This is a genomic window from Methylohalobius crimeensis 10Ki (assembly GCF_000421465.1).
GTDB lineage: Bacteria > Pseudomonadota > Gammaproteobacteria > Methylococcales > Methylothermaceae > Methylohalobius > Methylohalobius crimeensis.
The window spans coordinates 2,579,364-2,602,492 of sequence record NZ_ATXB01000001.1 but is presented as its reverse complement, the minus strand read 5'-3'; the positions used below and the strand labels follow the sequence as shown (position 1 = coordinate 2,602,492).

Below are 23,129 nucleotides of genomic sequence, written 5' to 3'. Positions count from 1 at the left end.
ACCCGGTCGGTTCCGGTATTTGAATGGCATACGATCCCGACCTCCACCATCGCCGCACCATTCGTTTGCCGGGATATGATTATTCCCGGGCCGGGTCTTATTTCGTGACGATTTGTACCCGAAATCGAGAATGCCTATTCGGGGATATTGTGGATGGGGAAATGCGGCTGAATGAGGCGGGGCAAATCGTTGCCGAAGAATGGATGAAAACCGCCGAAATTCGCGATGAAATCGAATTGGATGAATGGGTGATCATGCCCAACCATATCCACGGGGTTGTGGTGATCAGCGATGGGGCGTCATTATCGCAACGTTGCTGTAGGGGCGACCGGCCGGTCGCCCCTACCATTCGCCGGAGGGGCTCCCCTAAGGGACAGCAATCACGGTCCATCAGTGCGGTTGTGGCCGGATTCAAATCCGTCGCCACCAAACGTATCAATGTCTTGCGCCAAACACCTGGTGCGGTATTGTGGCAGCGAAATTATTACGAACATATCATTCGCGACGAGGAATCCTTGAACCGAATCCGGCAATATATTGCTGTCAATCCAATGAATTGGCCTGACGATCCGGAAAATCCGGGCCCGTAGGGGCGACCGGCCGGTCGCCCCTACATATCCGGTCGCCCTACAAACGATGGGGCGCCCCCATCGATCATCAAAAAATTTTAAGATCCTCCCAAATTTCGTCCACCCGCCGCCTGACCGCCGCGTCCATGACGATGGGCCGGCCCCATTCGCGGTTGGTTTCCCCCGGCCATTTGTGGGTGGCGTCGAAGCCGATTTTCGACCCCAGACCCGCCACCGGCGAGGCGAAATCGAGATAATCGATCGGGGTGTGTTCGATCGTGGTCATGTCGCGGGCCGGGTCCATGCGCGTGGTCATGGCCCAGATCACGTCCTTCCAATTGCGGATGTCGATGTCGTCGTCGGTGACGATCACGAACTTGGTATACATGAACTGGCGCAGGAAGGACCACAGCCCCAACATCACCCGCTTGGCGTGACCGGGGTACTGCTTTTTCATGCCGATGATCGCCAGGCGATAGGAACAGCCTTCCGGGGGCAGATAGAAATCGGTGATTTCCGGGAACTGCTTTTGCAGAATCGGCACGAACACCTCGTTGAGCGCCACTCCCAATACCGCCGGTTCGTCCGGCGGGCGGCCGGTATAGGTACTGTGGTAGATGGGGCTTTGGCGTTGGGTGATGGATTCGACGGTGAAGACCGGAAATTTCTCCACCTCGTTGTAGTAGCCGGTGTGGTCGCCGAAGGGGCCCTCGGGGGCGGTTTCTTCCGGATAAATGAAACCCTCCAGGACGATCTCGGCGCTGGCGGGCACTTGCAGGTCGCTCAGGCGCGCCCGGGTCACTTCCGTCTTGCCGCCTCGAAGCAGTCCCGCGAAGGCGTATTCCGACAAAGTGTCGGGGACGGGGGTGACCGCCGCCAAAATCGTCGCCGGGTCCGCGCCCAGGGCCACCGCCACCGGAAAGGGCTCGCCCGGCCGGCTTTGTTGCCACTCCCGGAAATCCAGGGCGCCGCCGCGGTGGGCGAGCCAGCGCATGATGGTTTTATTCCGTTCCAGCACCTGCATCCGGTAGATGCCCAGATTTTGCCGTTCCTTGTGCGGCCCCTTGGTGATGACCAAGGGCCAGGTGATCAAAGGGCCGACATCGTCGGGCCAGCAGGTCTGAATGGGGTAGCGGCCCAGGTCCACCTCCGAGCCTTCTAGAATGACTTCCTGGCAAGGAGCGTGTTTGAGCACTTTCGGCGCCATGCTCAGCACTTTCTTGAACACCGGCCATTTCTCCCACGCGTCGCGCATGCCCTTGGGCGGGTCCGGCTCCTTCAGGAAAGCCAAAAGCTTGCCCACCTCGCGCAGCGCTTCCACCGATTCGGCCCCCATCCCCAAGGCGACCCGCTCCGGCGTGCCGAATAGATTACCCAGCAGAGGAATCTCCGAGCCTTTGGGGCGCTCGAACAGCAGCGCCGGCCCTTCGGCCTTGAGGGTGCGGTCGCAGATTTCGGTGATTTCCAAATGAGGATCGACTTCCGGGGAAATCCGCTTGAGTTGTTCCCGTCGTTCCAGTTGGCGGATAAAGTCGCGCAGGTCGTGGTAATCCATAAGCAAGTCAATGTCTTTCTTTAATGAATGTCCAGGGGTTGCCGAAGAGCAGGAAGAACAGTCCGTCGCCGAGGACGGTCGCGCCCCTGAGGAGCAGGGCGATCAATGCCCCCGGCGCGCCTGGCGCCATGTGTTCCAAACCCAGGATCAGGATGCCTTCGCGGATACCGATCCCGGAAGGCGCGCCGGGGGTGACGAAGCCTGCCAGCCAGCCGGCGGCGAAAAGCCCCGGCAGCAAGCCCACGGCAAGACTGTCCGGCGTCCGGGGCGTCAGGGTCAGCGTCACGACGACCAGCAATCCCCCGGCCAGCAGGAAGAAAATCAGATAGTTCAAATAAGCCCACAGCCATGCCACCGTCACCCCTCGATTGAGAATCCAATGCCACCGGGTATGCCTGAGCCGGCGGGCGAGTCCCGCCGACATCACCAAGCCCAATCCCGTGAGTCCTATGCCGAGCCAAGCCGGCGGCAGATGAAAAGCCGCCAAGTGAAGGCCGACCCAGGAAAGGGTGGGCAGGGCGAGGGTCGCGGCGGCGACGCCGAGGCCGGTCAGTTCGTAGAAAGTAGAGGCGGCCAGCACTTTCTGACCGATTCCGTAACGGTGGCCGAGCGCCTGCCGTCCGAGCAGATGGAAAATGTTGCCGGGCAAATATTTGCCCAGCTGGCTGCGGGCATAGATGCGGCAGACCGGCGTCCAGGCCGGATTTTCGGCTCCCAGCCCCGCCAGCAATCGGCGCCATCCGGAGACCAGCAGCAGACAGGCGAGGGCGTAGCCCAGCGCGGCCGCGGCCAGTACCGCCCAAATCCGAAAATCGGGATGCCAATCTTGCAGCATGCGCCATTCGGCTTTCAGGCGCAAACCCGCGTAATAAAGGGTGGCCAGGGCCAGCGCGCCGCCCAGGGCGGTGATCAGGGATTTGCGGTTCATGCGCGGCGGGAGCGGCCCAGAACGACCGTCCAGGGCAGGGGGGCGCGGACGGCCAGGATGTCGAATTCGGTCCGGACGAACGCCAGAAAACGGGATTGGGACCAGTGCTGGATGTGCCCCGGACTGTTGCCCCAAGCTTGCCAATGGGCGCCGCGAAGAAAGTTCAGGACGCGCCACAGGGGTTCTCGGGGAACGCTCAGTACGACATAAGGGTGAGCGAGCCGGGCCAGTTGCTCGAGCCCCCTGGCCGGATCCGGCAGGTGCTCGAGCACCTCGCAACAGACCGCCAATTCCGTTCCCGGCTCGCCGGCATCGGGGGGCGGCTGCAAATCGTAGATGTCTCGGGCGGTGAATGTCACCCGCTCGGAAGTCACTCGCCGGCGCGCGATGTCGATGATGGTGGGGGAAAGATCGGTGGCGCGGATGGTCGCCTCGGTATATTTCAGCAACACTTCGGTCACGTGTCCCTCGCCGCAGCCGACTTCCACGATATGCCGCGGATCGACCTGCGCCGCCAGTTGACCCACCGACTGGTCGAATTGCGCCAGCAATCGGCGCGCCAACGGGTTTTTGGTTTCGTATTTGTCCGAACCGGTGCCCACCACGACACCGTTTTCGATCAAAGGCGTTTTGCGGTTCATGCCTGTTCGCCGCCGATTTGTTCCATGATCGCCGCGGCGGGCGGCCCCCGGTCGGCGTGATGGGTGGTCAGTTCCGCCAAAAGTCCCACCGATATCAATTGAATGGATAGGATCACCAGCAGAATCCCGACGAAAAACAGGGGCCGGGTGCCCACCGGCCGGACGCCGGCGAACCAGAGCGTTGCCAGATACGCAAGAATGGCGCCCCCTAGCAAACCGGCCAGCAAGCCGACGCCGCCGAATAAATGTCCGGGCCGGTGCCGGTATCGGGTGGTGGTCAGGACCGTCAAAAGATCCAGCGAGCCCCGGCTATAACGTTCCCAGCCATATTTGGATCGTCCCTGGCGGCGCGGGTGGTGGTGAATCGGCACTTCGCCGATGCGGAAACCCAGATCGTGCGCCAATACCGGCAAATAGCGGTGCAATTCGCCGTACAGGCGGATACTCTCCAGCACCTCGCGCCGGTAAGCCTTGAAGCCGCAATTGAAATCGTGCAGCGGAATGCCGGTCAGCTTGGCCGTCACCCAGTTGAACAGCTTGGAAGGCAAGGTCTTGGAGAGGGGGTCCTGGCGGTTCATTTTCCAACCGGAGACCACATCGCAGCCGGCGTCCAATTGGGCCAGAAATTTGGGAATTTCGGTCGGGTCGTCCTGGAGATCGGCGTCCATGGTGAAGACGAGGGCGCCGCGGCTGTGCCGAAACCCGGTGGCTAGGGCAAAGGCCTTGCCGAAGTTGCGCCTGAGGCGGATGGCGCGGACACGCGTGGGATAGTCGGCGGCCAGTTCCCGCATGGCTAGCCAGGAGGCGTCGCGGCTGCCGTCGTCGACGAAGATCAGTTCGAAATCCGCCTCCCCGAGCGTCGCCATCACCTGGGCGATACCCGAAGATAAAGGCCGAAGGGTTTCCTGCTCGTCCCGGACCGGTACGACGAAGCTGATTCGATACGGGTTCGTGTTGTTTTTCATGAATTTATTCTAACAGTCTGTTTCAAAACTCGATATACCGTACAAGCCTATGAGGCATGACGTCCCCTTCATTTCCTCTCCGTCCGGAAATGACTCAAGAAGCGTCCCCTTCCCCCCAGCGAGGACGTCGCAACATCTGTTTAGGTCCCTTCTCCCGCTGGCGGGAGAAGGTTAGGATGAGGGTGGATCTAATTGAAATTAAAAGCATTTTGATTTAAACCACCCTCACCCCATCCCTCTCCCGCCAGCGGGAGAGGGGGCATTTGCGACACCTTTCCAGCGGGGGCTTTTGCGACACTCCTCCCCAAGGGGGAGAAGGGGAATGGCATTCGCGATTACCCTGACTCTCACACGAGTTTTGAAACAGACGCTAAGGGGCTCCCCCCGTCGATGCCAACGCAATCGATCCGTTCAGCCGCCGCCATCCGGTGGCGGTCGGCACTTGGGCCGTCAAGCTCAGATCCCCCGGTTGGCACCGGGCGTAGCCAATCCATCCGCTGTTCGGATCGGTCACGCCGAGATGGCGGACCACATCGGGGCGCGGTTCCAGGCCCGGCACGGCAATGCCACGGACGATTCGGTCCCGGTTGACCAGGACGATGCAGCGGATGGGGTCTTCGTCGGCATTCGCCCAGCCTCGGACTCGGTAGACCAGCGGCGCGACCCCGTCGGCCTGATCGATGAATCCCCGCACCTTCGCATCATTTATCGGAGCCGGTGGCAATACGGCCCCCATGGGCGGGCAGGTGGCAAAAGTATCGTCGAAGGGAACGTGTCGGAAGCGCTTGAGCAAGGGGAGCTCCCTTTTCATCAGGCCCGCCAATTGCGGTTGGGCCAACAAGGGAGTGACGGTGTCGGCCAGCAGGGGTAGATCATAGGCGCCGGTATAGAGGGAAATCATGGCCAGGGGTTTGTTTTTATTGCGTGCGATGAAATGGGAGATCAGAGGTAGGCTGGCGTAAACCGTGCAGGCGATCAGCCCCAAGGCGCAACCGATCACCGGGCCGGCGGAGGCAATTTCACTCCGGCTTGCTTCGGGATGCCGGTGACGGTGCTGAAGTGCGATCAGGGCGAGTATGAACAGCCCCAGCCAGAACAGCGCCGGCAGGCTGGCGTAGCGGGAGGAGAGCGCTTGCTCCAGCCCGAACCCGGCTCGGGCCAGGGCCGCCATGCCGGCATTGCCCAGGGCGTACACCTGAAGCATGACCCAGGGCGCGCAAAGGGGCCAGAGGGCGCGCCGCCGGGAAAAATGCCCATAAAGCAAAATACTTGCGATGAGGCCGACCAATCCTATTGCCAACGCCGCCCCGGTTCGATCGGCAGCCAGGCCGCCGATGAAAATCAACCCATAGCGGCCGATGAGAAAACCGTCCCGGGCGATGGGGGGATGCTCCGCCGGGGTGTGAAAGCCGGCCAGAAATCCGGCGTAGATCAGCCCGGTCAGCAGGATCAGTCCGCCGATGCGCTGCCATTTATACCCTAGCAAAAACGCCCCCGCCACCAGCGCCGGCCAAACCGCCAAGGCGGTGCTATAGACCGTCAAACCGGCCAATCCGGCCGCCACGGCTGGATAAAATCTATTTCGACAGAGGAAGTAAATCGCAACGATGGTGGCCAGGTTGGCGCCGAACCACGCGACCCCGCTCATGGGCATCATCCAATTGTGGGCGGCCCGCGGGGTGAAGACCAGGGCGGCGCAGATGAATGGACCCGTCCAGCGCAGGGCGGGTCGGGTGAAAACCGGCGCCGCCAATCGCAGAAGCAGCAGGAGTTCCACCAAAGCGAATGCGAAGGCGAACGCCCCCAGTCCCTGATTGTCGCCATGGGTCAAAAGCAGATTGGCGGCGTAGATGAGCTTGGGCAGCAGGACCCAATGCTCGGTGCCGTGGGAAAACCAGTCGGAGGCGGAGTGGGAGAGGCCGTTCGGAGTCAGTACCGAGGTTAAATATTCCCAGTAATCGTTGTCGGGCAAGGTATCCGCTTGGCGTATCAGATAGATGGAACCCAGCGCGGGCGGGACAATGGCCCCAAAATAACGGAAAGGAAGGTGGGTTGAACGAAAAGGAATCATGGTTCTCCGAAGGGTGTGCTATATTTTCATTAACGACGGCATGAGGCGCTTCGGGGGTGGGTTCACACGTAGCGAGCCACTTGACAGCGATCGGTGTTTTGCTCGATTGTATATTGGTTTCAGGTTTGGAGAAAAGATAACCGATATGATGATCAGGAAGACCTCATGTCTTTTGATGGCGCTCGTTCTGTTTCAGGGATGCGCCGGATTCGGAAGCAAATCCGAGGAAGAGCGGGTGGCCCAAAGAGCCCAGGCGCGCTGGGACAGTCTCGTCGAGGGGGACTTGAAAACCGCCTACGAATACCTTTCTCCCGGCTACCGCCAGGCGAAATCCTTCGAACGGTATCAGCGCGGGATTCTCGGCGTTGGAATCTGGCAGGGAGCGAAGGTGGACAAGGTGGTTTGCGAGCGTCCCGAGGTGTGCAAGGTGACCGTGCAGGTCAGCAGCCGATTGGTGGTGCCGCGGGTGGGAACCCCGATGGAGTCCACGAGCCCGGTGTACGAACGCTGGATTCTGGAGGACGGACAGTGGTGGCACGTGCCCAATCAGTGACGCCGGTCACGTTGTTGTAACCATGCAACTGCTTTAATACTGCCTGAATAACGATTCAGGCTGGGTGACATGAGGGAGGTGCCGACGACTTGTTGTTTTTTTGTTGTGTTTTGGCTGAAGTGTGCTAGTGCTCTTTCAATTTTATATTGTCGGGTAGAGCTGTTTCAGCTTTATCCGGGCATCCTCAGTCGTAAACCGCCAATCGACGGTCACCGCAGCTTGGTTGCGTGCCGCCGCCCAGGCTTCGACCTCTCTGCGCACGGTTTCCCTATCCGGTAGCCGCCGATCAAGACATTGTCGCGACAACACGCTGAATTCGCATTCCGCCATATTCAACCAACTGCCATGCTTTGGTGTATACACAAATTCCAGTTTATCCAGCAGAGCGCGTGCGACCTGTGGCTCAAATGCTTTATACAAAGAAGCTCCCGTATGTGTGCTTAAGTTATCCATGACCAGGGTAATACGCCGGGCATCCGGAAAGTCTTTCTCCACCAACGCCCGAACCCCCTCTGCCCATTGCGGCGCCGCATGATTGTCTGCGACCTCTATCCGTCTCCACCCCCTAAACGGGGCATAAAACTGAATCAGGTGGGCGACACCGTTGCGCTCGTACTCCACATCGTAGCGCTCGATTTGCCCGGGCTTGCCCGGCACGCGAGGTCGCACTTCCCTCACACATTGCACGCTGGTTTCGTCCATGCACACCACCGGATAGTCCGGATCGAAGGGGCGCTTGTAAACCTCCAGGACGCGCTCCATCGCGCACACAAACGCGGCATTCTGTTTGGGCGGAATACACCACATCGCTTTCCGCCACGGTTTAAAGGCGTTTTTTTAAAACGCGTCTTACCGATTCGTGCGAAATCGACTCCACAACACCCAACTCAACCAGTCGATCGCTCAACAGATGCAACGTCCAGCGCGATTGCCCCGGTGGCGGCTCACTGCACATCAGCGCCACCAACTGCGCCTCGCCATCACCGTCGAGGACGCGCCGCTTTTCCCGCATACGCCGCTTGCGCTCCAAGGCCGCATCGAGGCCTTCCTCTACACAGCGTTGACGCAACCGCGACACCGTGCGTGCGTTGACCCCGACAGTCTCAGCCACTTCGCTGTCCAGCAGGCCCGGGCCTTGATCGCCCTCATCGGCCCACAGCAGTATTTGCGCGTGGGTGCGTCGATAGGCTGCCGTTTTGCCTTTGCGCACCAAAGCTTCCAAGCTCTGGCGCTCCTCCGCCGTCAGGCGGACAATGTATTTCTTCTTCATACGCCTTCTCAGCATGTTGCTGGATAACATTGAGAAAGCACATTAACATTAGGCAATATTAAATTGAAGGTCTACTAGCATTGGACTCTGACAGAAGTAGCTTCGCCAAGCGATTTGCAGGAGGGCCGTGGGGATGCCTGTCCAGCGGGTGATTCGGGGTGCGGGGGAGATTGAGATTTCGTGCTTGCGGCCCGGAGACAAAACCCTTAAGCTTTTCTGCAGAGGATATGGTCGCGGCCCACCGCTCGGTCCTGCCAAGGGAGGGCGAGTAAATGGCAGGGACGGGCCGGAGATTCGGATTGAACAAACTTGTAAACCGGAGAAAAAGGAGACTGAAACTATGAAACCGAAGTTTTCCAAACTTGCAGCCGCCATGCTCGCGGTCGGTGCTGCCGGCAGCGCGCAGGCGGTGACCGAGAACGCGGACGGGTTGGGCCAGGCGCTCATCTATCCGTACTACAACGTGAACAACAACTTCCAGACCAACGTTCACGTCGTCAACACCAAGAACGAGTACAAGATCGTCAAGCTGCGGATTCGTGAAAGCGGCAACTCGCAGGACGTGCTCGACTTCAATATCTACATGTCGCCCTACGACGTGTGGACCGGTGTGATCCGCAACGTGGACGGCAAGGCCAACCTGACCAGCAACGACAACACCTGCACCTTGCCCGCCAATGACGCGCCGGTGGCCTTCGCTACCGATGCCGGCACGGTTACCGGGGTGTTGAACGATCCGACCTCGGGTTGGCCCATGAACACCGTGTATCCGGACGTGGACGATTCCGACGCCCGCGAAGGCTACATTGAGATCTTGGAAGTCGGGGTGATTCCCGATGATACCTGGGTGGATATGACCGGTAACAATAGTACTTCGGATGATGGCGATAGGACCGTCAATAGCGGGCTTAAGCATGGATCCGATGGCGTGCCGGCCGACTGCACGGTGGTCACCAACGCCTGGACCGATACCCATGGCGTGAGCGCTGGCGGTCAGGGCGGTGCGTCGGTCACCAACTGGGGTGGCATGAACAATGTGGCTGGCTTGGACGCGCCCACCGGCGGTTTGTACGGTCACTCCATCTTTCTCAACGTCGCCACTGGCGCCGCCTATGTGGCCCAGGCCACCGCGATCGACAACTGGAGCACCCGCGACCAGCACTTCCGTCCGGACGATGCGACCAACTTCCTGTTGCCGTCCCTGGCTTCCGGTGACGTGACCAGCACCCTGGTGGTGGATCCCTCGACCGATTCGGCCTTGAGCATCACCGATTGGCCGGCGGCGGTGGACGCCACCTTGAACGACGGGGATACCAATACCCCGGCTTCCGGCACCAACCCGTTCCCGGTCGCTCACGTGCTGCAGGCGAGCGCGATCGTGAACGATTTCTTCATCGATCCGGTCTACGATGGTAGAACCGACTGGGTGGTCACCTTCCCCATGCGCAAGCACGGCATCTTCAACGGCCAATACACGGAAGACTGCGATGGTGACGGCGGTGGCAGCACTTCCACTACTCCGGGTACTGAAGGCACCAATACTTGCTTTGAAAGCCGGACCGCTGACGTGGCCATTTCCGCCCGTCCGTTCGACCGCGAAGAGCAGGAACCGGCGCCAGGCGGATTCGGCGTCTCTCCGGTGATCGGCACGCCGGACACCATATTGCCGCGCGAAGTCAACGTCCTGACCTTCAACGGCGATTCGGTGCTGGGATCCGACGAAGCGGTATCGGTCCAGTTGGGCGCCGATTTCGTCGACGGCTGGATGATGATGACCTTCAACAGCAAGTACTGCTTCACCGAAACCCAGTTGAGCGATGGCACTGCTGACTTCGGTGTTTCTGATGGGTCTGAAGGTGGGTCCAATCTGACTGGCCAGCACAATGGCCAGTGCGGGGTGCCGGCAATCGGCTTCGCCGCCCTCCAGGGCAACAACCCGGTGGGATCGAGCTTCGGGGAAACCATCGACCACCGCTTCGTGCGGAACGTCACCCCGAACATCGGCCCGGGTGTACCTCAATGATAAAGACTCTTTGAGTCTTGATGAGACGAAAGGCGGACTTCGGTCCGCCTTTCCTATTTAGTGAGACCGGAAAACGAATGTTGGGATTGACACAAGTCGAAACGGAGAATAGGAGAATGGATTTGCGCGGATTCTGGATGGGAATGATGCTGCTCGCTTGGGGGTCGATCGCCGCGGCCGTGGATCTGGACGCCGATGTGATCGGCGACGGCCGGATCAACGTGCCCCTGATCAATTTCGACGTCTATCTTTCCGACGCCCCCCCGGAAGGGCAGTACAAGCTCCTGACCGATGCCGAGCGTCTCAAGGAGGTGCTCTATCATCAGTATTTGAATCGCGCCTTGGCCTCGGAGGCCCGCGAGCTGGGCCTGGATCAGGACAAGCGCCTTCAGGCGGAAATCGACAATTACATCCAGCGCCGCCTGGCCTTGGCGCGCCTCGATGCGGTCCGCGACGAGCCGGTGCCGGACATGACCGACGCCGCGCGCGAATACTACAAGGCCCATTACGACGAATTCAAGCGTCCCGCCCAGGTCGATGTGTCGCACGTCCTGATTCAATGGAAAGGCAAGCGCCCCCGGGATAAGGCCGAAAAGCTGGCCCAACAGGTGCGCGAGAAAATTTTGGCGGGTGGGGATTTCGCCGAACTGGCGGGCGAATATTCCGAAGACCCTTCGGTCAAGGCCAACCACGGCCGTCTCGGCTGGGTTACCGCCGACAAGCTGGTCAAGCCGTTTTCCAAAAAGGTGTTCGTTCTCGAAACGGGCGAGGTGAGCGAGGTGTTCGAGACCCGTTTCGGTTACCACGTGGCCAAGGTCTGGGACAAAAAGCCAGCCGAGCAGATTCCTTTCGAGGAGGCCAAAAAAGCCATCGTCGCCAAATTGGAAAAAGATTACCGCGAGGATCGGGTGAAAAAGTATGTGGATTCGTTCCGGCAAAAGGATATCGGCGTCGAGCAGAAACTGCTCGATGCGTACGTGAATGAAAGACTTCGGGATTTGGAAGGCAAGGTCGATGTGTCCGCCAAGCCGATCCAAAAGAAGGCCGAGCCGCTGACGCCGGCTGCGAAAGAGTAGGGCGGATTGTTATTCGCCTTGCCTGTTTCAATTGATGTGCTAGCACTGGACCAACTCGCTGCCCCTTCATGCCTTTGCCCCGCTGTAGCCCATTCGTGAAGCACGACCCATCATGAGATTCCCGCGCCTCGCCGGCTGGCAGGAGACAAGCCGCGCCTTGCGCGAGGGATGGCGTTTCCGCCGCGCGGTGGCGCAGCTCACCGTTCGCAATCTGGCCCAGCACACCAAGGGATCGGTGCTGGGGCTGGGGTGGCTGCTGTTGGAGCCCTTGTTTCTGTTCAGCGTCTACACGGTGGTCTTCGGTTATCTGTTGAAAGTGCGCTTCGACGCCGATAGCGGGATCGGCCATTTCGCTCTTTATCTGCTCGCCGGCTTGATTCCCTTCGACGCCTTTCAGCAAAGCGTTCAGCGCAGCACCGGGGTGCTCACCGCCAACCGGCCGCTGCTCATCCACGCCCGTTTTCCGGGGAATTTGCTGCCGCTGGTGGAAGTTTTGACCGGTCTCGTCACCGAGACGATCGGACTGGGGTTGTTGGGACTGGCGGTGCTTGGCTGGGGGCAGGGTGCGTCCGTGTGGTGGGTGTCGATTCCCTGCCTGGTTTTGGCGCGCTTGCTGATGACCTTGGGCGTGGCCTGGATCGCCAGCGTGCTGGCGGTGTTCGTGGGGGACTTCGCCCAACTGCTCCGGATGGTATTGACCTTGTGCTTCTTCGCCACGCCCATCATCTATCCGCCGACGCTGATTCCCGCCGAGTGGAAATGGCTGGAGGCGGGCAATCCCTTCTACTGGCTGGTAACGGGGTATCGGGCGGTGTTTCTCGAGGGGGCGCCGCCGCCCGAAGGGTTCTGGTGGCTGTTGGGCGGGAGCGCCTTGCTCGCCGTGTTGGCATTGATTTTTTTCGAGCGCGCCCTCAATCGGGCCAAGGATTTCCTGTGAGCCGCGCCATCACCGCCACCCACTTGACCAAGGTGTACCGGCGTTACGCGCGGCCGCTGGACAGTCTCGTGGAGATGCTGCTCAGACTGCCCCGGCACACCCCTTTCCATGCCTTGTCCGAGGTCAGCTTCGAATTCAATTTCGGCGAGACGGTGGGGATCATCGGCGACAACGGCGCCGGCAAGAGCACCTTGCTGAAAATTCTGGCCGGCACCATCCAGCCGAGCGCCGGCACCCTCGAGGTGAATGGCCGGGTGGCGGCGATCCTCGAATTGGGCGCCGGTTTTCATCCGGATTTCTCGGGGTTGGAAAATATTCGTCTGGGGTTGTCCTTGTTGGGCTTGGACGAGGCCGAGACCGAGTCCCGGATTCCGGAGGTGATCGAATTTTCCGAGTTGGAAGCGTTCATCCATCAACCGCTCAAGACTTATTCCTCGGGCATGCAGGTGCGGTTGGCGTTTTCCGTGGTCACCTGCGTCGATCCCGACATTTTGATCGTGGACGAGGCGCTGGCGGTGGGGGACGCCCATTTCCAGAAAAAATGCATGGACCGGATGACCGATTTTCGCCGCCGGGGAAAAGCCCTGTTGTTCTGCTCCCACGCCCTCTATCAGGTACGTCATTTGTGCGATCGGGTGGTGTGGCTGGATCATGGACGGGTGCGCTTGGCCGGTCCCGCGGAAGAGGTGGTGGACAGCTATCAGGATCACGTCCGCCGCCAGGATCTCAGCCATCCCGCCCGCGGCGCCGACCGGCCCGAGGCGCCGGTGGAGAAACGGGCGTGGATCGAAAGCGCGCGTTTGCTGGGCGGGGAAACCGATTCGGAAGGAGAAACGCGCTTTGTCACCGATGGCCCTTTCCGGCTCGAAGTCGTCGCCGAATCCGAGACGGTGGCGCTGGAAGATATCCATGTGGGGGTGGTGATCAAGCGCAACGACGGCATCCAGTGCTTTGGCGCCAGTACGGAGGCGGACGGGATGGCGCTGGCGAAATTGTCCGGCCACCGGTTCGGGATTGTCTACGAGATTCCCGCCTTGCCCCTGTTGTCGGGAGAGTATTCCCTGGACGTATGGCTCATCGACACCAGCGGCGTGCATGTCTACGATAGCCGCCAGTCGTGTTTGCCGTTCCGGGTCCGCCAGTCGATGAAGGCCGTTGGCATGTGCTGGATGGTACACTATTGGCAGCCGCCCCAGGAAAATATTTAATCGAGCGCTTATGTTGCTGGAACAAGATCTGATTCCCTTCCAAGTGTCCCCTTTGCCACCCAGTCCCTGGCTGGTGTTCGCCCCCCATCCCGACGACGAAACCTTCGGCATGGGCGGTGCTTTGTTGTTGGCGAAGGAAAACCGGATACCGGTCACCCTGGTGGTGCTCACCGACGGACGCTTGGGCGGCGGCGATGATGCCGCCTTGGTCGAGGCGCGCGAGCACGAGGCCCGGGCGGCGGCGGAAAGGCTCGGTATCCAAACAATCGACTTCTGGCGCGAACCGGACCGGGATTTGCGTCCCGCCCCCGCCTTGGTAGCGAAAATCGGCGAGCTGCTGAAACAGGCCGCTCCGGCGACGGTGTTTTTCCCCTCGCCGATGGAATACCATCCCGACCACCGCGTGACCGCCCGGTCGGTTTGGGAAGCGGCCGGCCGGGCCGGCTTCCAGGGGAAACTGTGGGCCTACGAGATCAGTACCGAGGGACGCGTCGACCGGTTGATCGATATTACCGCCGTGGCCGAGGCAAAACGCGATTTGATGGCGGTTTACCGTAGCCAGCTGGCGGAAAACGACTATCCGGACAAAATCATGGGGCTGAACCGCGCCCGCACCTATTCGCTCCCCGCTCAGGTCCGTTACGCGGAAGGGTTTTACGATTTTACCTCCCATGGCGGACGTCCGTTCGCGGAAGCGGTTTACGAGACCCTGACGCCGTACTGGCGCGGAGCGGTGATCGAATCCGAGCCAGACGCGGCGGCGCCCGCGGCCGAGCCGGAAGTTCAACCGCCTTCGCCGGCATGGGAAGCGGACAAAGCCCCTCTGGTGTCCATTATCGTGCGCACCAAGGACCGTCCCCGCTTGCTGGGCGAGGCCCTCGATTCCCTGGCCGCGCAAACCTACCCCAATCTGGAGGTGATCGTGGTCAACGACGGCGGCGAGGATGTGGCCGACGCCGTCCAAGCTTACCGCCCGCGATTCGCCGCCTTGCATTATCACGATCTGCAGCCGGGGCGGGGACGCTCGGCGGCGGGCAACGCCGGCCTGGAGAAGGCGTCGGGAGAATTTCTGGGGTTTCTGGACGATGACGACTGGCTGCTGCCCGGGCATGTCTCTCTTCTGGCCGCGGCCTTGCTGGAACGTCCCGAGAAGGCCGCCTACAGCGATGTGCGCTGCCTCCAAAAGGATAACGGAGAATGGCGGGAAGTCCATGTGTTCAACCAACCCTTCGATCGGCTGAGGCTGTGTTGCAATAATTACCTCCCCATTCACGGTGTCTTGTTCGAGCGCTCGTTGTTGAAGTCGGGTTGCCGTCTGGATGAAGCGTTTCCCGTGTATGAAGATTGGGATTTCTGGATGCAGGTGGCCGAACAGACCGATTTTTATCATTGCTCCCGGGTGACCGCGTGTTACCGGCTGTTGTCCCAAGGAGGTTTCGGCATCCGTCCCGACGGCGCCTTGCAGCAGGAAGGCGTGCGGCGTCTGTTGGCCAAATGGCAGGGCCGTTGGTCGGTGGAAACCTTGCAGCGGATGCTCGAGGAAGCCCGGCGAGGCCTCGATCAGGCCGTGTCCGAGGAGAGAATCCGGCAGTTGGAGCAGGCCCTGCGCGAGGTTCGGGAGACCCAGGCCTTGACCCGGGCCCACGCGAATAATCTGAACGAAGTCGTCCAGCATCAGGAAAAGACCCTCGCCCGGCAAGAGGCGCAGCATCAACGCTTGGATGAAGAGCTGAGGTTGACCCGGGCCCATGCCGGCAATTTGGAACAATCGTTGCAATCGGCGCGGCGCGAACGACACCAGTTGCGCCAGGCGCTTTCCGAGCGTGAGCAAAGAATTCTCGATCAAGAAAATATGATCGCTCAGTGGCGTGGCGCCTACGAGGCGACCCTGGCATCCAGCAGTTGGCGGGTTACCGCGCCCCTGCGGGCGTTCTCCCGGGCCGCCCGGCGCTTCGCCCGCCTGTACCGGCACCGCCGCCACCGGATACGATTGCAGCCCGCCAACGATTTGCAGGAACTGGCGTCGGGGCGTTATCGCGGCAGCGGTCCCGATCCTCATTTCCAGCTCCGGTCCGACCGCGACCGTTTGCCCCATGGGTGGGTCTGGATCGAAGGGAAGTTATCGGCCTCGGGTCCCCTGCGGCCGGTGCTTTACGTGGATGGGGGGGATGGTTTTACCGAGCGCGACAGTTTTTCCCTGGGGCACCTTCATCACGGCGAGCGCCTCAGGGGGCCGGTGCGCTTGCCGGAGCGGGTCCAGGCTTTGCGCTTGGATCCCGGCGATCATGCCGGGACTTATCTATGCGACGATTTTTCCATGCGCGAGATCGGCGTATTCCAGGCCGGCGCCTTTTTCGTTCGGCTGCGGCTCAAAGGGCTGTCCGCAAACCCTCCACGCTGGCGGGATCTGGCTGCCCGGGCCTGGTCCGTCTACCGGCATCAGGGCATTTTGGGTCTGAAGCTTGCCCTGACCGCGCCGCCGCGTTCGCAGCAAGACTACGATGTCTGGCTGACGCGCTTCGATTATCTGGGAAGCGCCGACATCTCGGCGATCCGGGAGCATATCGGGCGTCTTGCCCGAAAACCCAAGATCTCCGTTTTGATGCCGGTTTACAATCCGCCGGAAAACTGGCTCAGGGGCGCGCTGGAATCGGTGTTGGGGCAACTCTACCCGAACTGGGAATTGTGCATCGCCGACGATGCCTCCACTGCGTCTCATGTGAGGCGGGTGCTGGAAGAATACCGCCGGCGGGATGCTCGGATCAAGGTGGTCTATCGGGAGGAAAACGGCCATATCGCCGCCGCTTCCAATTCCGCCTTGGCCCAGGTAAGCGGCGAATACGTGGCCTTGATGGATCACGATGACGAGTTGGCGCCCCATGCCTTGTATTGGGTGGCGGTGGAGATCGATAAACACCCGGACGCGGCTTTGATCTATTCCGACGAGGACAAGATCGACGCCGAGGGCAAGCGTTACGACCCTTATTTCAAGCCCGATTGGAACCCACTTCTGCTCTGCGGACAGAATTATCTCAGCCATCTTTCGGTGTACCGGACCGAGTGCGTGCGAGAAGCGGGCGGGTTTCGCCAGGGCGTGGAGGGCAGTCAGGACTGGGATTTGGCCTTGCGCGTCAGCGAGCGCCTCAAACCCGGACAGATCCGGCACATTCCCTATGTGCTTTATCACTGGCGGGCGATTCCGGGGTCCACCGCGCTGGCCACGGGGGAAAAGCAGTACGTTCGCGAGGCTTCGGTGCGGGTGGTCAGGGACCACTTCCAACGGTGCGGGGAAAAGGTAGCGGTGAAGCCCTGGCTGGGCGGATTTTGCCGTATCCAGCCGACGCTGCCCGATCCCGCTCCTCGGGTCTCCCTCGTCGTTCCCACCCGAAACGGGGGTAACTTGCTGCGGCGCTGCCTGGATTCGGTGCTGGAAAAGACCGATTATCCGGACTTCGAACTGCTGGTGGTGGACAATCAATCCGATGCCCCCGAGACCCTGCGCTATCTGGAATCCTTGGCGGAACATCCGCAAGTTCGGGTATTGCGCTACGACGCCCCCTTCAATTTTTCCGCCATCAATAATTTCGCTGCCGGAGAGGCCAGCGGTGAACTGCTCGGTTTCGTCAACGACGATGTGGAAGTCATTTCTCCTCATTGGCTGCGGGAAATGGCGGCCTACGCGGTGCGTCCCGAAGTCGGCGCGGTGGGCGCCAAACTTTATTATCCCGACGAGCGGATTCAGCACGCCGGCGTGATTCTGGGGTTGGGCGGCATAGCCGGCCATGCTTGGTGGGGGATGCCGCGCAATCATCCCGGTCAATTCGGACGCAATCTCTTGCCCCAGTTTCTGGCCGCCGTGACCGCCGCGTGCTTGGTGGTGCGCAGGCAGGTGTTCGAACAGGTGGGCGGATTCGACGAGGGGGAGTTGGCGGTCGCTTTCAACGATGTGGATTTGTGCCTCAAGATTCGCCAACAGGGCTATTCCAATGTCTGGACGCCTTTCGCCGAACTCTATCATCACGAGTCGGCCACCCGCGGCCCCGAGGATACCGCGGCCAAGCAGGCCCGTTTTCAGCGCGAAATTCGGATCATGCAGCGACGCTGGGGCAGTTTGTTGCACCGGGATCCGTCGTACAATCCCAATCTGACTCTCGATCGCTATGACTTTTCCATCGCCGATGCGCCCCGACTTCAAAAGCCTTGGTTCGAGTTTGCCGCCCCTATCCGCGAGTCGGCGGCCTGAGTGCCTCCTCCGGCCGCTCAACCAAGCGGACCGGGAACAGGCCTTGGCGTTATGGCGGGCTGCTTTCGGGGGGACCCTCGAAGAAGCGGTCTGGCAGTGGAAGTATCACGGCGAATTCGGTCATCGGGCGATGGTGGCCGAACATCGCTCCGGCCGGTTGGTGGCGATGTTCGGCGGGGTGCCCTGCGCGGCCTCGCTGCGGGGAAATACGGTGGAGATCGTCCATCTCTGGGACAATATGTCCCATCCCGCCTATCGCGGGTTGTTGGGCGGACGGCGGGGCGTCTATGTCCGCACCGTGGACGCGTTTATCGAAACCTATTGCGGGCCGGGCAAAGCGATTTTCCTGTACGGCTTTCCGGGGGATCGGCATTTCCGCCTGGGGCGGCGGACCTTGCGTTACGGCCGCTTGGCCGAAGCCGCCTGCCTCGAATTGGAACTGTCCCCTTCGGCGAGCTGGAATATTTCCGCGCGGGCGGATCTCATGGTCCGGGCGGATGAACGCTTGGATCACATGGCCGCCGAGCTGGACCGGATTTATCCGTTCTGGGTCCGGCGCGATCGCCGCTTCGTCCAATGGCGGTATTTCGACCATCCGCGCCGGCGCTACCGGGTCTACGGCCTGCGCAAATTTTGGTCTCGCGCGCTCAAAGGCATGGCGGTGACCGCCGCGGAGGACGACGATACCGGCATCCTGGTGGATTTGATCTTGCCGGAAGGGAACGCGGAATCCCTGCGCTTCCTTCGCCGACTTATCGGGGAATGGCACCGGGCGGGATGGCGGTGTATCAGGACATGGGTGCCCGCCAATCATCCCGCCCGGCGCTGTCTCCAAGCGGCGGGATTCGAGCCCCGGCCCGAACCTTTGGGCATCATTCCCACCGGGCGCTCCTTTAGCCCGGATCTGGATGGGCGATGGGCCGCGGCGAATCTGTATTACACCATGGGAGACGGCGATTTGTTTTAAACTTTCGCCCAGCTCCAGCGTCCGCAGACCTCCCCCTCGGGATCGCGCGCTCGGGCGAAATAGCGTCCCGGCGCCAAGCGCCGCCAGACGGGGGCTGGAAGGAGATATTCGGGCCCGGTGACTTGAGTTTGAATAAACGGGACGAACCAGGGGTTCAAAGCCAGTTCCAGATACACCGGGGAGTCGCTGGCGGCGACGGCGAAGACCGGCGGATTCGATCGTTCCCCGAGATCCGGCGGGGCCGGCGACGGATCGAAGTCCAATGGGAGAGGGGGCGGCAAATCGCGAAAATGCTTGCGATAATATTGGCGCCGGGCGCGGGCCAGCAGTTCCGCTTTGCCGGTTGAGGGACCGGGGCTTTGATCGAAGTAATGGATCGCCTCGGCGGCCGGTGCGACGCGGGGAAATATCCCGCGCTGCAGTAAGCGAAGGCAAAGATCGGTATCCTCGTAGTAGAGAAAGAAGCGTTCGTCGAACACCGGTTCGCCGGTTTTCTCGAACCAATCCAGATCCAGCAGCAGGCAAGCGCCGGACAGGAAAGGTTCGGGAAAAGCTTGCGTTTGCCGCCAGAAATGCTGGTGCCGGATTTGCCAGGCGTGATCGAGCAGGGTAGCCTCGATCCGCTGGCGACCGGCGGCGTCGAAAGCGGTGGCCAGAGAAGGATGATCCCCGGGCGCCGGCGGCATGCGAAAACGCCGCTGGTCGTCCCAGTAGAGCCGTGGCCCGCAGAGGGGAGTCCGGGTGCCGGCGGCGGTCTCGCGAAGGCGTTCCAGGGCGTTCGGGCAGAGCCGGGCGTCGGGATTGAGAAGCAGGACCCAGCGTGTTCGGGTTTGTTCAAGTGCGCGGTTGACCGCGGCGGCATAACCCAGATTCTCTCCCGGCGAAAGCATTCGGATGGGAGGATGGGATCCCGTCGTCGAGACGGAGCGAGATAGGGTGCCGCTGTTGTCGACGACGATCAGTTCGGCGACGGCGTCTTGCCAGGACAGGGAGGCGTGAAGGCCCGCCAGCAGGGATTCGGTATGGTAGTTGACGCTGATGGCGGTGGTTTCGGTCGAATGATTTTTTGATTGGGTTTGCATGAAGATTCAAGTTTTATGGCCGCGGCCCGAGCCCTCGGCGGTGGCGGAAATCGCCTTTGCCCATCGGTTTTGTCGGCGGTTGAGCCGGCGCGAGCTGAATGCGGCCGATTGGCGCGAGTACCATCCAAGGACGCAGCGGCTCCCCAAGCTGGAATCGAGTGATTGTGTCCTGTTTGAGACCGATCCGCAACTGGTCGTTTCGCGGTTGGCGGCGGAGAATATGTTCAAGGTCTTGCAGGAAGGCGGTGGGGCGGCGGTGCCGCTGTATAATAGCACTGCCAATCCACCGCAGAGGGCCGATTTGCCGGGGGTTTACACCACCGTGAGCACCTTCTTCGAGCTTGCCGGGCGGGTCGCGGAGCGACCGACCCCATCGGCCACGTTGCTTCGAACCCCTTATGATTCCGGATGTATCATGCTGTACCCGGAAAAGGCCGTATCCGCTTCGCGGATTGGCGATTTCGCCTGGCCCGCCGAGGTGACGTTGGCCGAAAATGCGCTGGTCCATCGATTCGAAAATTATGCCGGGATGGAACGCGCCGATCTTTGGGGACGGATTCCGGCTACCGCTCAGACGATCCTGGATGTGGGATGCGGCCGCGGCGGATTGGGACGCTGGCTGCATACTTTAGCCAGGCAAGCGGACTTGACCGGGGTGGAGTCTTCCGCGGCGCTTGCCGAGGAGGCCTTGCCCTATTATGGGCGCGTGCACGTGGGTGCGGTGGAGACCTTCGAGGCGGACTGCCGCTACGATTGCATCGTCTGCGGGGATATCCTCGAACACCTGATCGATCCTTGGAAGGTGGTCGATCGCTTGGCCGGCTGGCTGAATCGCGATGGTTGCTTGCTGATGAGCGTTCCCAACGCCGGTCATTGGTCCCTGGTGCGGGATTTGGCGCAGGGACGCTGGGATTATTTGCCGTATGGACTGACTTGCGTCACGCATTTGCGTTGGTTTACCGAAAGTTCACTCAGAGAAATGTGCGAGGAGGCGGGATTGGCGATCGAGATATTGGAACGTCAGGTGGTTCCCCCGACGCCGGCGGGCGAGGTATTCATCCGCAAACTGGTCGAAGGCGGAGAAGGGGACGAATCTTCGCTTCGCACCCATGGCTTTACGATCGGGGCGCGGCGTGTCTGATTCGAAACACGCCGAAGCGACGGCTTCGGTGACGGTCGTGATCGTCAACTGGAACGGCGGGGAATATCTTCTCAAGGTGCTGGAGGGGCTCCGGGGCCAGACCGTGGCGCCGGCCCGAATCGTGGTGATGGACAACGGCAGCGGCGACGGTTCCGCCGAGGAAGCGGCGCGCCGTTTTCCCGAAATTTGGCTGCGGCGAATGGGCGCCAATTTGGGATTCGCCGCCGCCAACAACCTGGCCTTGCGGGAAGAAGTGGCGACCCCCTGGGTGGCGCTTCTCAATCCCGACGCGGTGCCGGACCCGCGCTGGCTGGAGGAATTCTGGCGCGGGATCGAGACCCATCCCGGTTACAGCGCCTACGGCTGCCGGATGCGGCGCTTCGGCGACCCGGGCCGGTTGGACGGTACCGGCGACTGCTATCACCCCTCCGGTTGGGCGTGGCGGCGGGATTTCGGCCTTCCCGAGGCGCGCGGGCATTTGGCGCCGGGGGAGATTTTCGCCCCTTGCGCCGCGGCGGCCTTGTACCGAAGGGAAGACGTCCTGGCGGTGGGAGGGTTCGACGAAACCTTCTTTTGTTATTTCGAGGACGTGGACCTGGGCTTCCGCTTGCAGTTGGCCGGCCGCAAATGCTTTTATCTCCCCGAGGCGGTCGTCTATCACGTGGGTTCCGCTTCCACCGGCCACCGCAGCGATTTTTCCGTCTATCACGGCTATCGGAATTTGGTTTGGTGTTATTTCAAAAATACCCCCGGTCGCTTATTGTGGCAGCATCTGCCCGGCCATATCGGCCTGAACCTGGGCTTGCTTTTGAACGCCTGGCGCCGGGGTCAAGCCAAGACGGTCCTGCGAGCCCAGTGGGACGCCCTGCGGGGATTGCCCGGGGTATTGCAAAAACGGCGAGCGGTCGTCCGCGATCCGGCCTCGACCGTGACCGATACCATGGAACGTTGGTCCGGACTGTATCGCGCCTGGCGCATCCGCCGGCGGCCGAAGCGACCCGAAACCGCGCCGGAGGTGACGTGGGACGGCTGATCGTTTCGGTGGTCGTCCACTGCTCGCCGTTGCCGGTACTGACCCAAACCTTGACGTGCCTTCGGGAAGCGGGGGGGCGCGCGGTGGCCGCCGAGGCGGTGAGCGCGGTGAAAGTCGTCGTGGTGGACAACGGTTCGGCGGGTGACTACGGGGCCGAGCTGGCGGCATTGATCGGCCATCTCGAAGCGGCCGGAATGGCAGTGGACCTGATTCGGCGCTCTAGCAACGGAGGTTACGCTCAAGGTCACAACGAAGTCGCGACCGACGGTGGGGACTTTCGCCTGATCCTGAATCCGGATGTCTTCCTGGAGCCGGACAGCCTGATCCGGGGATTGGCTTATCTCCGCCGGCATCCCCGGACCGGTGTCGTCGTGCCTCGGGTCGTGGACGACCAGGGCCGCCCGGCGTATTTGTGCAAGCGCTATCCCAGCGTCTCGGTCCTGGGGCTGCGTGGCTTCGCGCCCGCCCGGCTGAAACACCGCTTCGCCAAGTATTTGGCCGATTACGAAATGCAGGATCTGGACTGGAACCGCCCGCGCACGGATTTGGAGGTGGTCAGCGGGTGTTGCTTGCTGATGCGCGCCCGGGTGTGGCAGGAGACCGGTGGTTTTTGTCCCGATTATTTCCTCTATTTCGAGGATTTCGATTTTGCCCTCCGAGCGCGGGAAAGAACGCAAATCGCCTATGCGCCTGATTTCCGGGTCACCCATCTGGGCGGCGATGCGGCGCGCAAAGGTTGGCGCCATAGGCGATGGTTCGTGCGCTCGGGATGGCGGTTTTTCAATCGGCACGGCTGGCGATGGGTGTAAGCTCTGTTGACATTTGCAGGGGAGCCGGAGAGAGCGCTCCGGAACACGCTGTAAATAC

Annotated in this window: 18 protein-coding genes; 11 read left to right on the top strand and 7 right to left on the bottom strand. The window is 61.3% G+C overall.

All coding sequences use genetic code 11. From position 1 onward, the window contains the following. Window positions 1–23 precede the first annotated feature (23 nt). Window positions 24–590, top strand: coding sequence for a transposase (locus H035_RS0112755; protein WP_022949359.1), 567 nt, complete (start codon window positions 24–26; stop codon window positions 588–590). Window positions 591–657: 67 nt separating this feature from the next. Here the strand turns inward: H035_RS0112755 and ubiD are convergent, their stop codons facing one another. The 5 genes from ubiD to H035_RS0112730 form a co-directional block, all read right to left on the bottom strand. Continuing rightward, complete coding sequence (gene ubiD / locus H035_RS0112750) at window positions 658–2,124, bottom strand: 4-hydroxy-3-polyprenylbenzoate decarboxylase (protein WP_026596591.1); 1,467 nt, start codon at window positions 2,122–2,124, stop codon at window positions 658–660. A gap of 7 nt (window positions 2,125–2,131) precedes the next feature. Continuing rightward, a complete protein-coding gene (locus H035_RS0112745) occupies window positions 2,132–3,052 on the bottom strand; it encodes a lysylphosphatidylglycerol synthase domain-containing protein (RefSeq protein WP_022949358.1) in 921 nt (306 codons plus the stop codon). Continuing rightward, window positions 3,049–3,693: a class I SAM-dependent methyltransferase gene (locus H035_RS0112740; RefSeq protein WP_022949357.1), complete on the bottom strand. Its 645-nt coding sequence runs from the start codon at window positions 3,691–3,693 to the stop codon at window positions 3,049–3,051. The genes H035_RS0112745 and H035_RS0112740 overlap by 4 nt, the downstream gene beginning before the upstream one ends. Beyond that, a complete protein-coding gene (locus H035_RS0112735) occupies window positions 3,690–4,658 on the bottom strand; it encodes a glycosyltransferase family 2 protein (protein ID WP_022949356.1) in 969 nt (322 codons plus the stop codon). The genes H035_RS0112740 and H035_RS0112735 overlap by 4 nt, the downstream gene beginning before the upstream one ends. Window positions 4,659–5,028: 370 nt before the next feature. Further along, window positions 5,029–6,729, bottom strand: coding sequence for a hypothetical protein (locus tag H035_RS0112730; protein WP_022949355.1), 1,701 nt, complete (start codon window positions 6,727–6,729; stop codon window positions 5,029–5,031). Between the two features lie 145 nt (window positions 6,730–6,874). On the opposite strand from H035_RS0112730, the gene H035_RS0112725 reads away from it, so the two are divergent. Further along, window positions 6,875–7,282, top strand: coding sequence for a hypothetical protein (locus H035_RS0112725; protein WP_022949354.1), 408 nt, complete (start codon window positions 6,875–6,877; stop codon window positions 7,280–7,282). Between the two features lie 141 nt (window positions 7,283–7,423). Here the strand turns inward: H035_RS0112725 and H035_RS21435 are convergent. Beyond that, window positions 7,424–8,552, bottom strand: a protein-coding gene (locus H035_RS21435) for an IS630 family transposase (RefSeq protein ID WP_152486022.1) whose coding sequence is annotated in 2 segments (ribosomal slippage) — window positions 7,424–8,120 and window positions 8,119–8,552 — 1,131 coding nt in all. Because the reading frame shifts where the segments join, the coding sequence is not laid out codon by codon here. Between the two features lie 463 nt (window positions 8,553–9,015). On the opposite strand from H035_RS21435, the gene H035_RS0112710 reads away from it, so the two are divergent. From H035_RS0112710 to H035_RS0112685, 6 genes are all read left to right on the top strand, one after another. Then, window positions 9,016–10,575, top strand: coding sequence for a hypothetical protein (locus tag H035_RS0112710; protein ID WP_152486024.1), 1,560 nt, complete (start codon window positions 9,016–9,018; stop codon window positions 10,573–10,575). A gap of 116 nt (window positions 10,576–10,691) precedes the next feature. Beyond that, complete coding sequence (locus tag H035_RS0112705) at window positions 10,692–11,651, top strand: peptidylprolyl isomerase (protein WP_022949352.1); 960 nt, start codon at window positions 10,692–10,694, stop codon at window positions 11,649–11,651. 112 nt (window positions 11,652–11,763) lie between these two features. After that, window positions 11,764–12,588: an ABC transporter permease gene (locus H035_RS0112700; protein ID WP_022949351.1), complete on the top strand. Its 825-nt coding sequence runs from the start codon at window positions 11,764–11,766 to the stop codon at window positions 12,586–12,588. Continuing rightward, a complete protein-coding gene (locus H035_RS19635; protein ID WP_022949350.1) occupies window positions 12,585–13,796 on the top strand; it encodes an ABC transporter ATP-binding protein in 1,212 nt (403 codons plus the stop codon). The genes H035_RS0112700 and H035_RS19635 overlap by 4 nt, the downstream gene beginning before the upstream one ends. Before the next feature lie 10 nt (window positions 13,797–13,806). Beyond that, window positions 13,807–18,039, top strand: a complete 4,233-nt coding sequence (locus H035_RS21430; RefSeq protein ID WP_022949349.1) for a glycosyltransferase — start codon at window positions 13,807–13,809, stop codon at window positions 18,037–18,039. Then, window positions 17,957–19,006, top strand: a complete 1,050-nt coding sequence (locus H035_RS0112685; protein ID WP_084684911.1) for a GNAT family N-acetyltransferase — start codon at window positions 17,957–17,959, stop codon at window positions 19,004–19,006. The genes H035_RS21430 and H035_RS0112685 overlap by 83 nt, the downstream gene beginning before the upstream one ends. On the opposite strand, the gene H035_RS0112680 is transcribed toward H035_RS0112685, so the two are convergent. Further along, complete coding sequence (locus tag H035_RS0112680; RefSeq protein WP_022949347.1) at window positions 19,003–20,088, bottom strand: glycosyltransferase family 2 protein; 1,086 nt, start codon at window positions 20,086–20,088, stop codon at window positions 19,003–19,005. The two genes, H035_RS0112685 and H035_RS0112680, sit on opposite strands and share 4 nt — an antisense overlap. Between H035_RS0112680 and H035_RS0112675 the strand changes: the two genes are divergently transcribed. Genes H035_RS0112675 through H035_RS0112665 form a run of 3 tightly spaced genes read left to right on the top strand, consistent with a single transcriptional unit; the run spans window position 20,087 to window position 23,071 of the window. Next, on the top strand, window positions 20,087–21,229 hold the full coding sequence (locus tag H035_RS0112675) for a class I SAM-dependent methyltransferase (protein WP_022949346.1): 1,143 nt from the start codon (window positions 20,087–20,089) through the stop codon (window positions 21,227–21,229). The two genes, H035_RS0112680 and H035_RS0112675, sit on opposite strands and share 2 nt — an antisense overlap. Then, on the top strand, window positions 21,222–22,262 hold the full coding sequence (locus H035_RS19625) for a glycosyltransferase family 2 protein (protein ID WP_161624029.1): 1,041 nt from the start codon (window positions 21,222–21,224) through the stop codon (window positions 22,260–22,262). Before H035_RS0112675 ends, H035_RS19625 begins: the two co-directional genes overlap by 8 nt. Beyond that, window positions 22,250–23,071 carry a glycosyltransferase gene (locus H035_RS0112665; protein WP_022949344.1) on the top strand — a complete coding sequence of 274 codons (822 nt, stop codon included), beginning with the start codon at window positions 22,250–22,252 and terminating at the stop codon, window positions 23,069–23,071. The genes H035_RS19625 and H035_RS0112665 overlap by 13 nt, the downstream gene beginning before the upstream one ends. The last annotated feature ends 58 nt before the right edge of the window (window positions 23,072–23,129 follow it).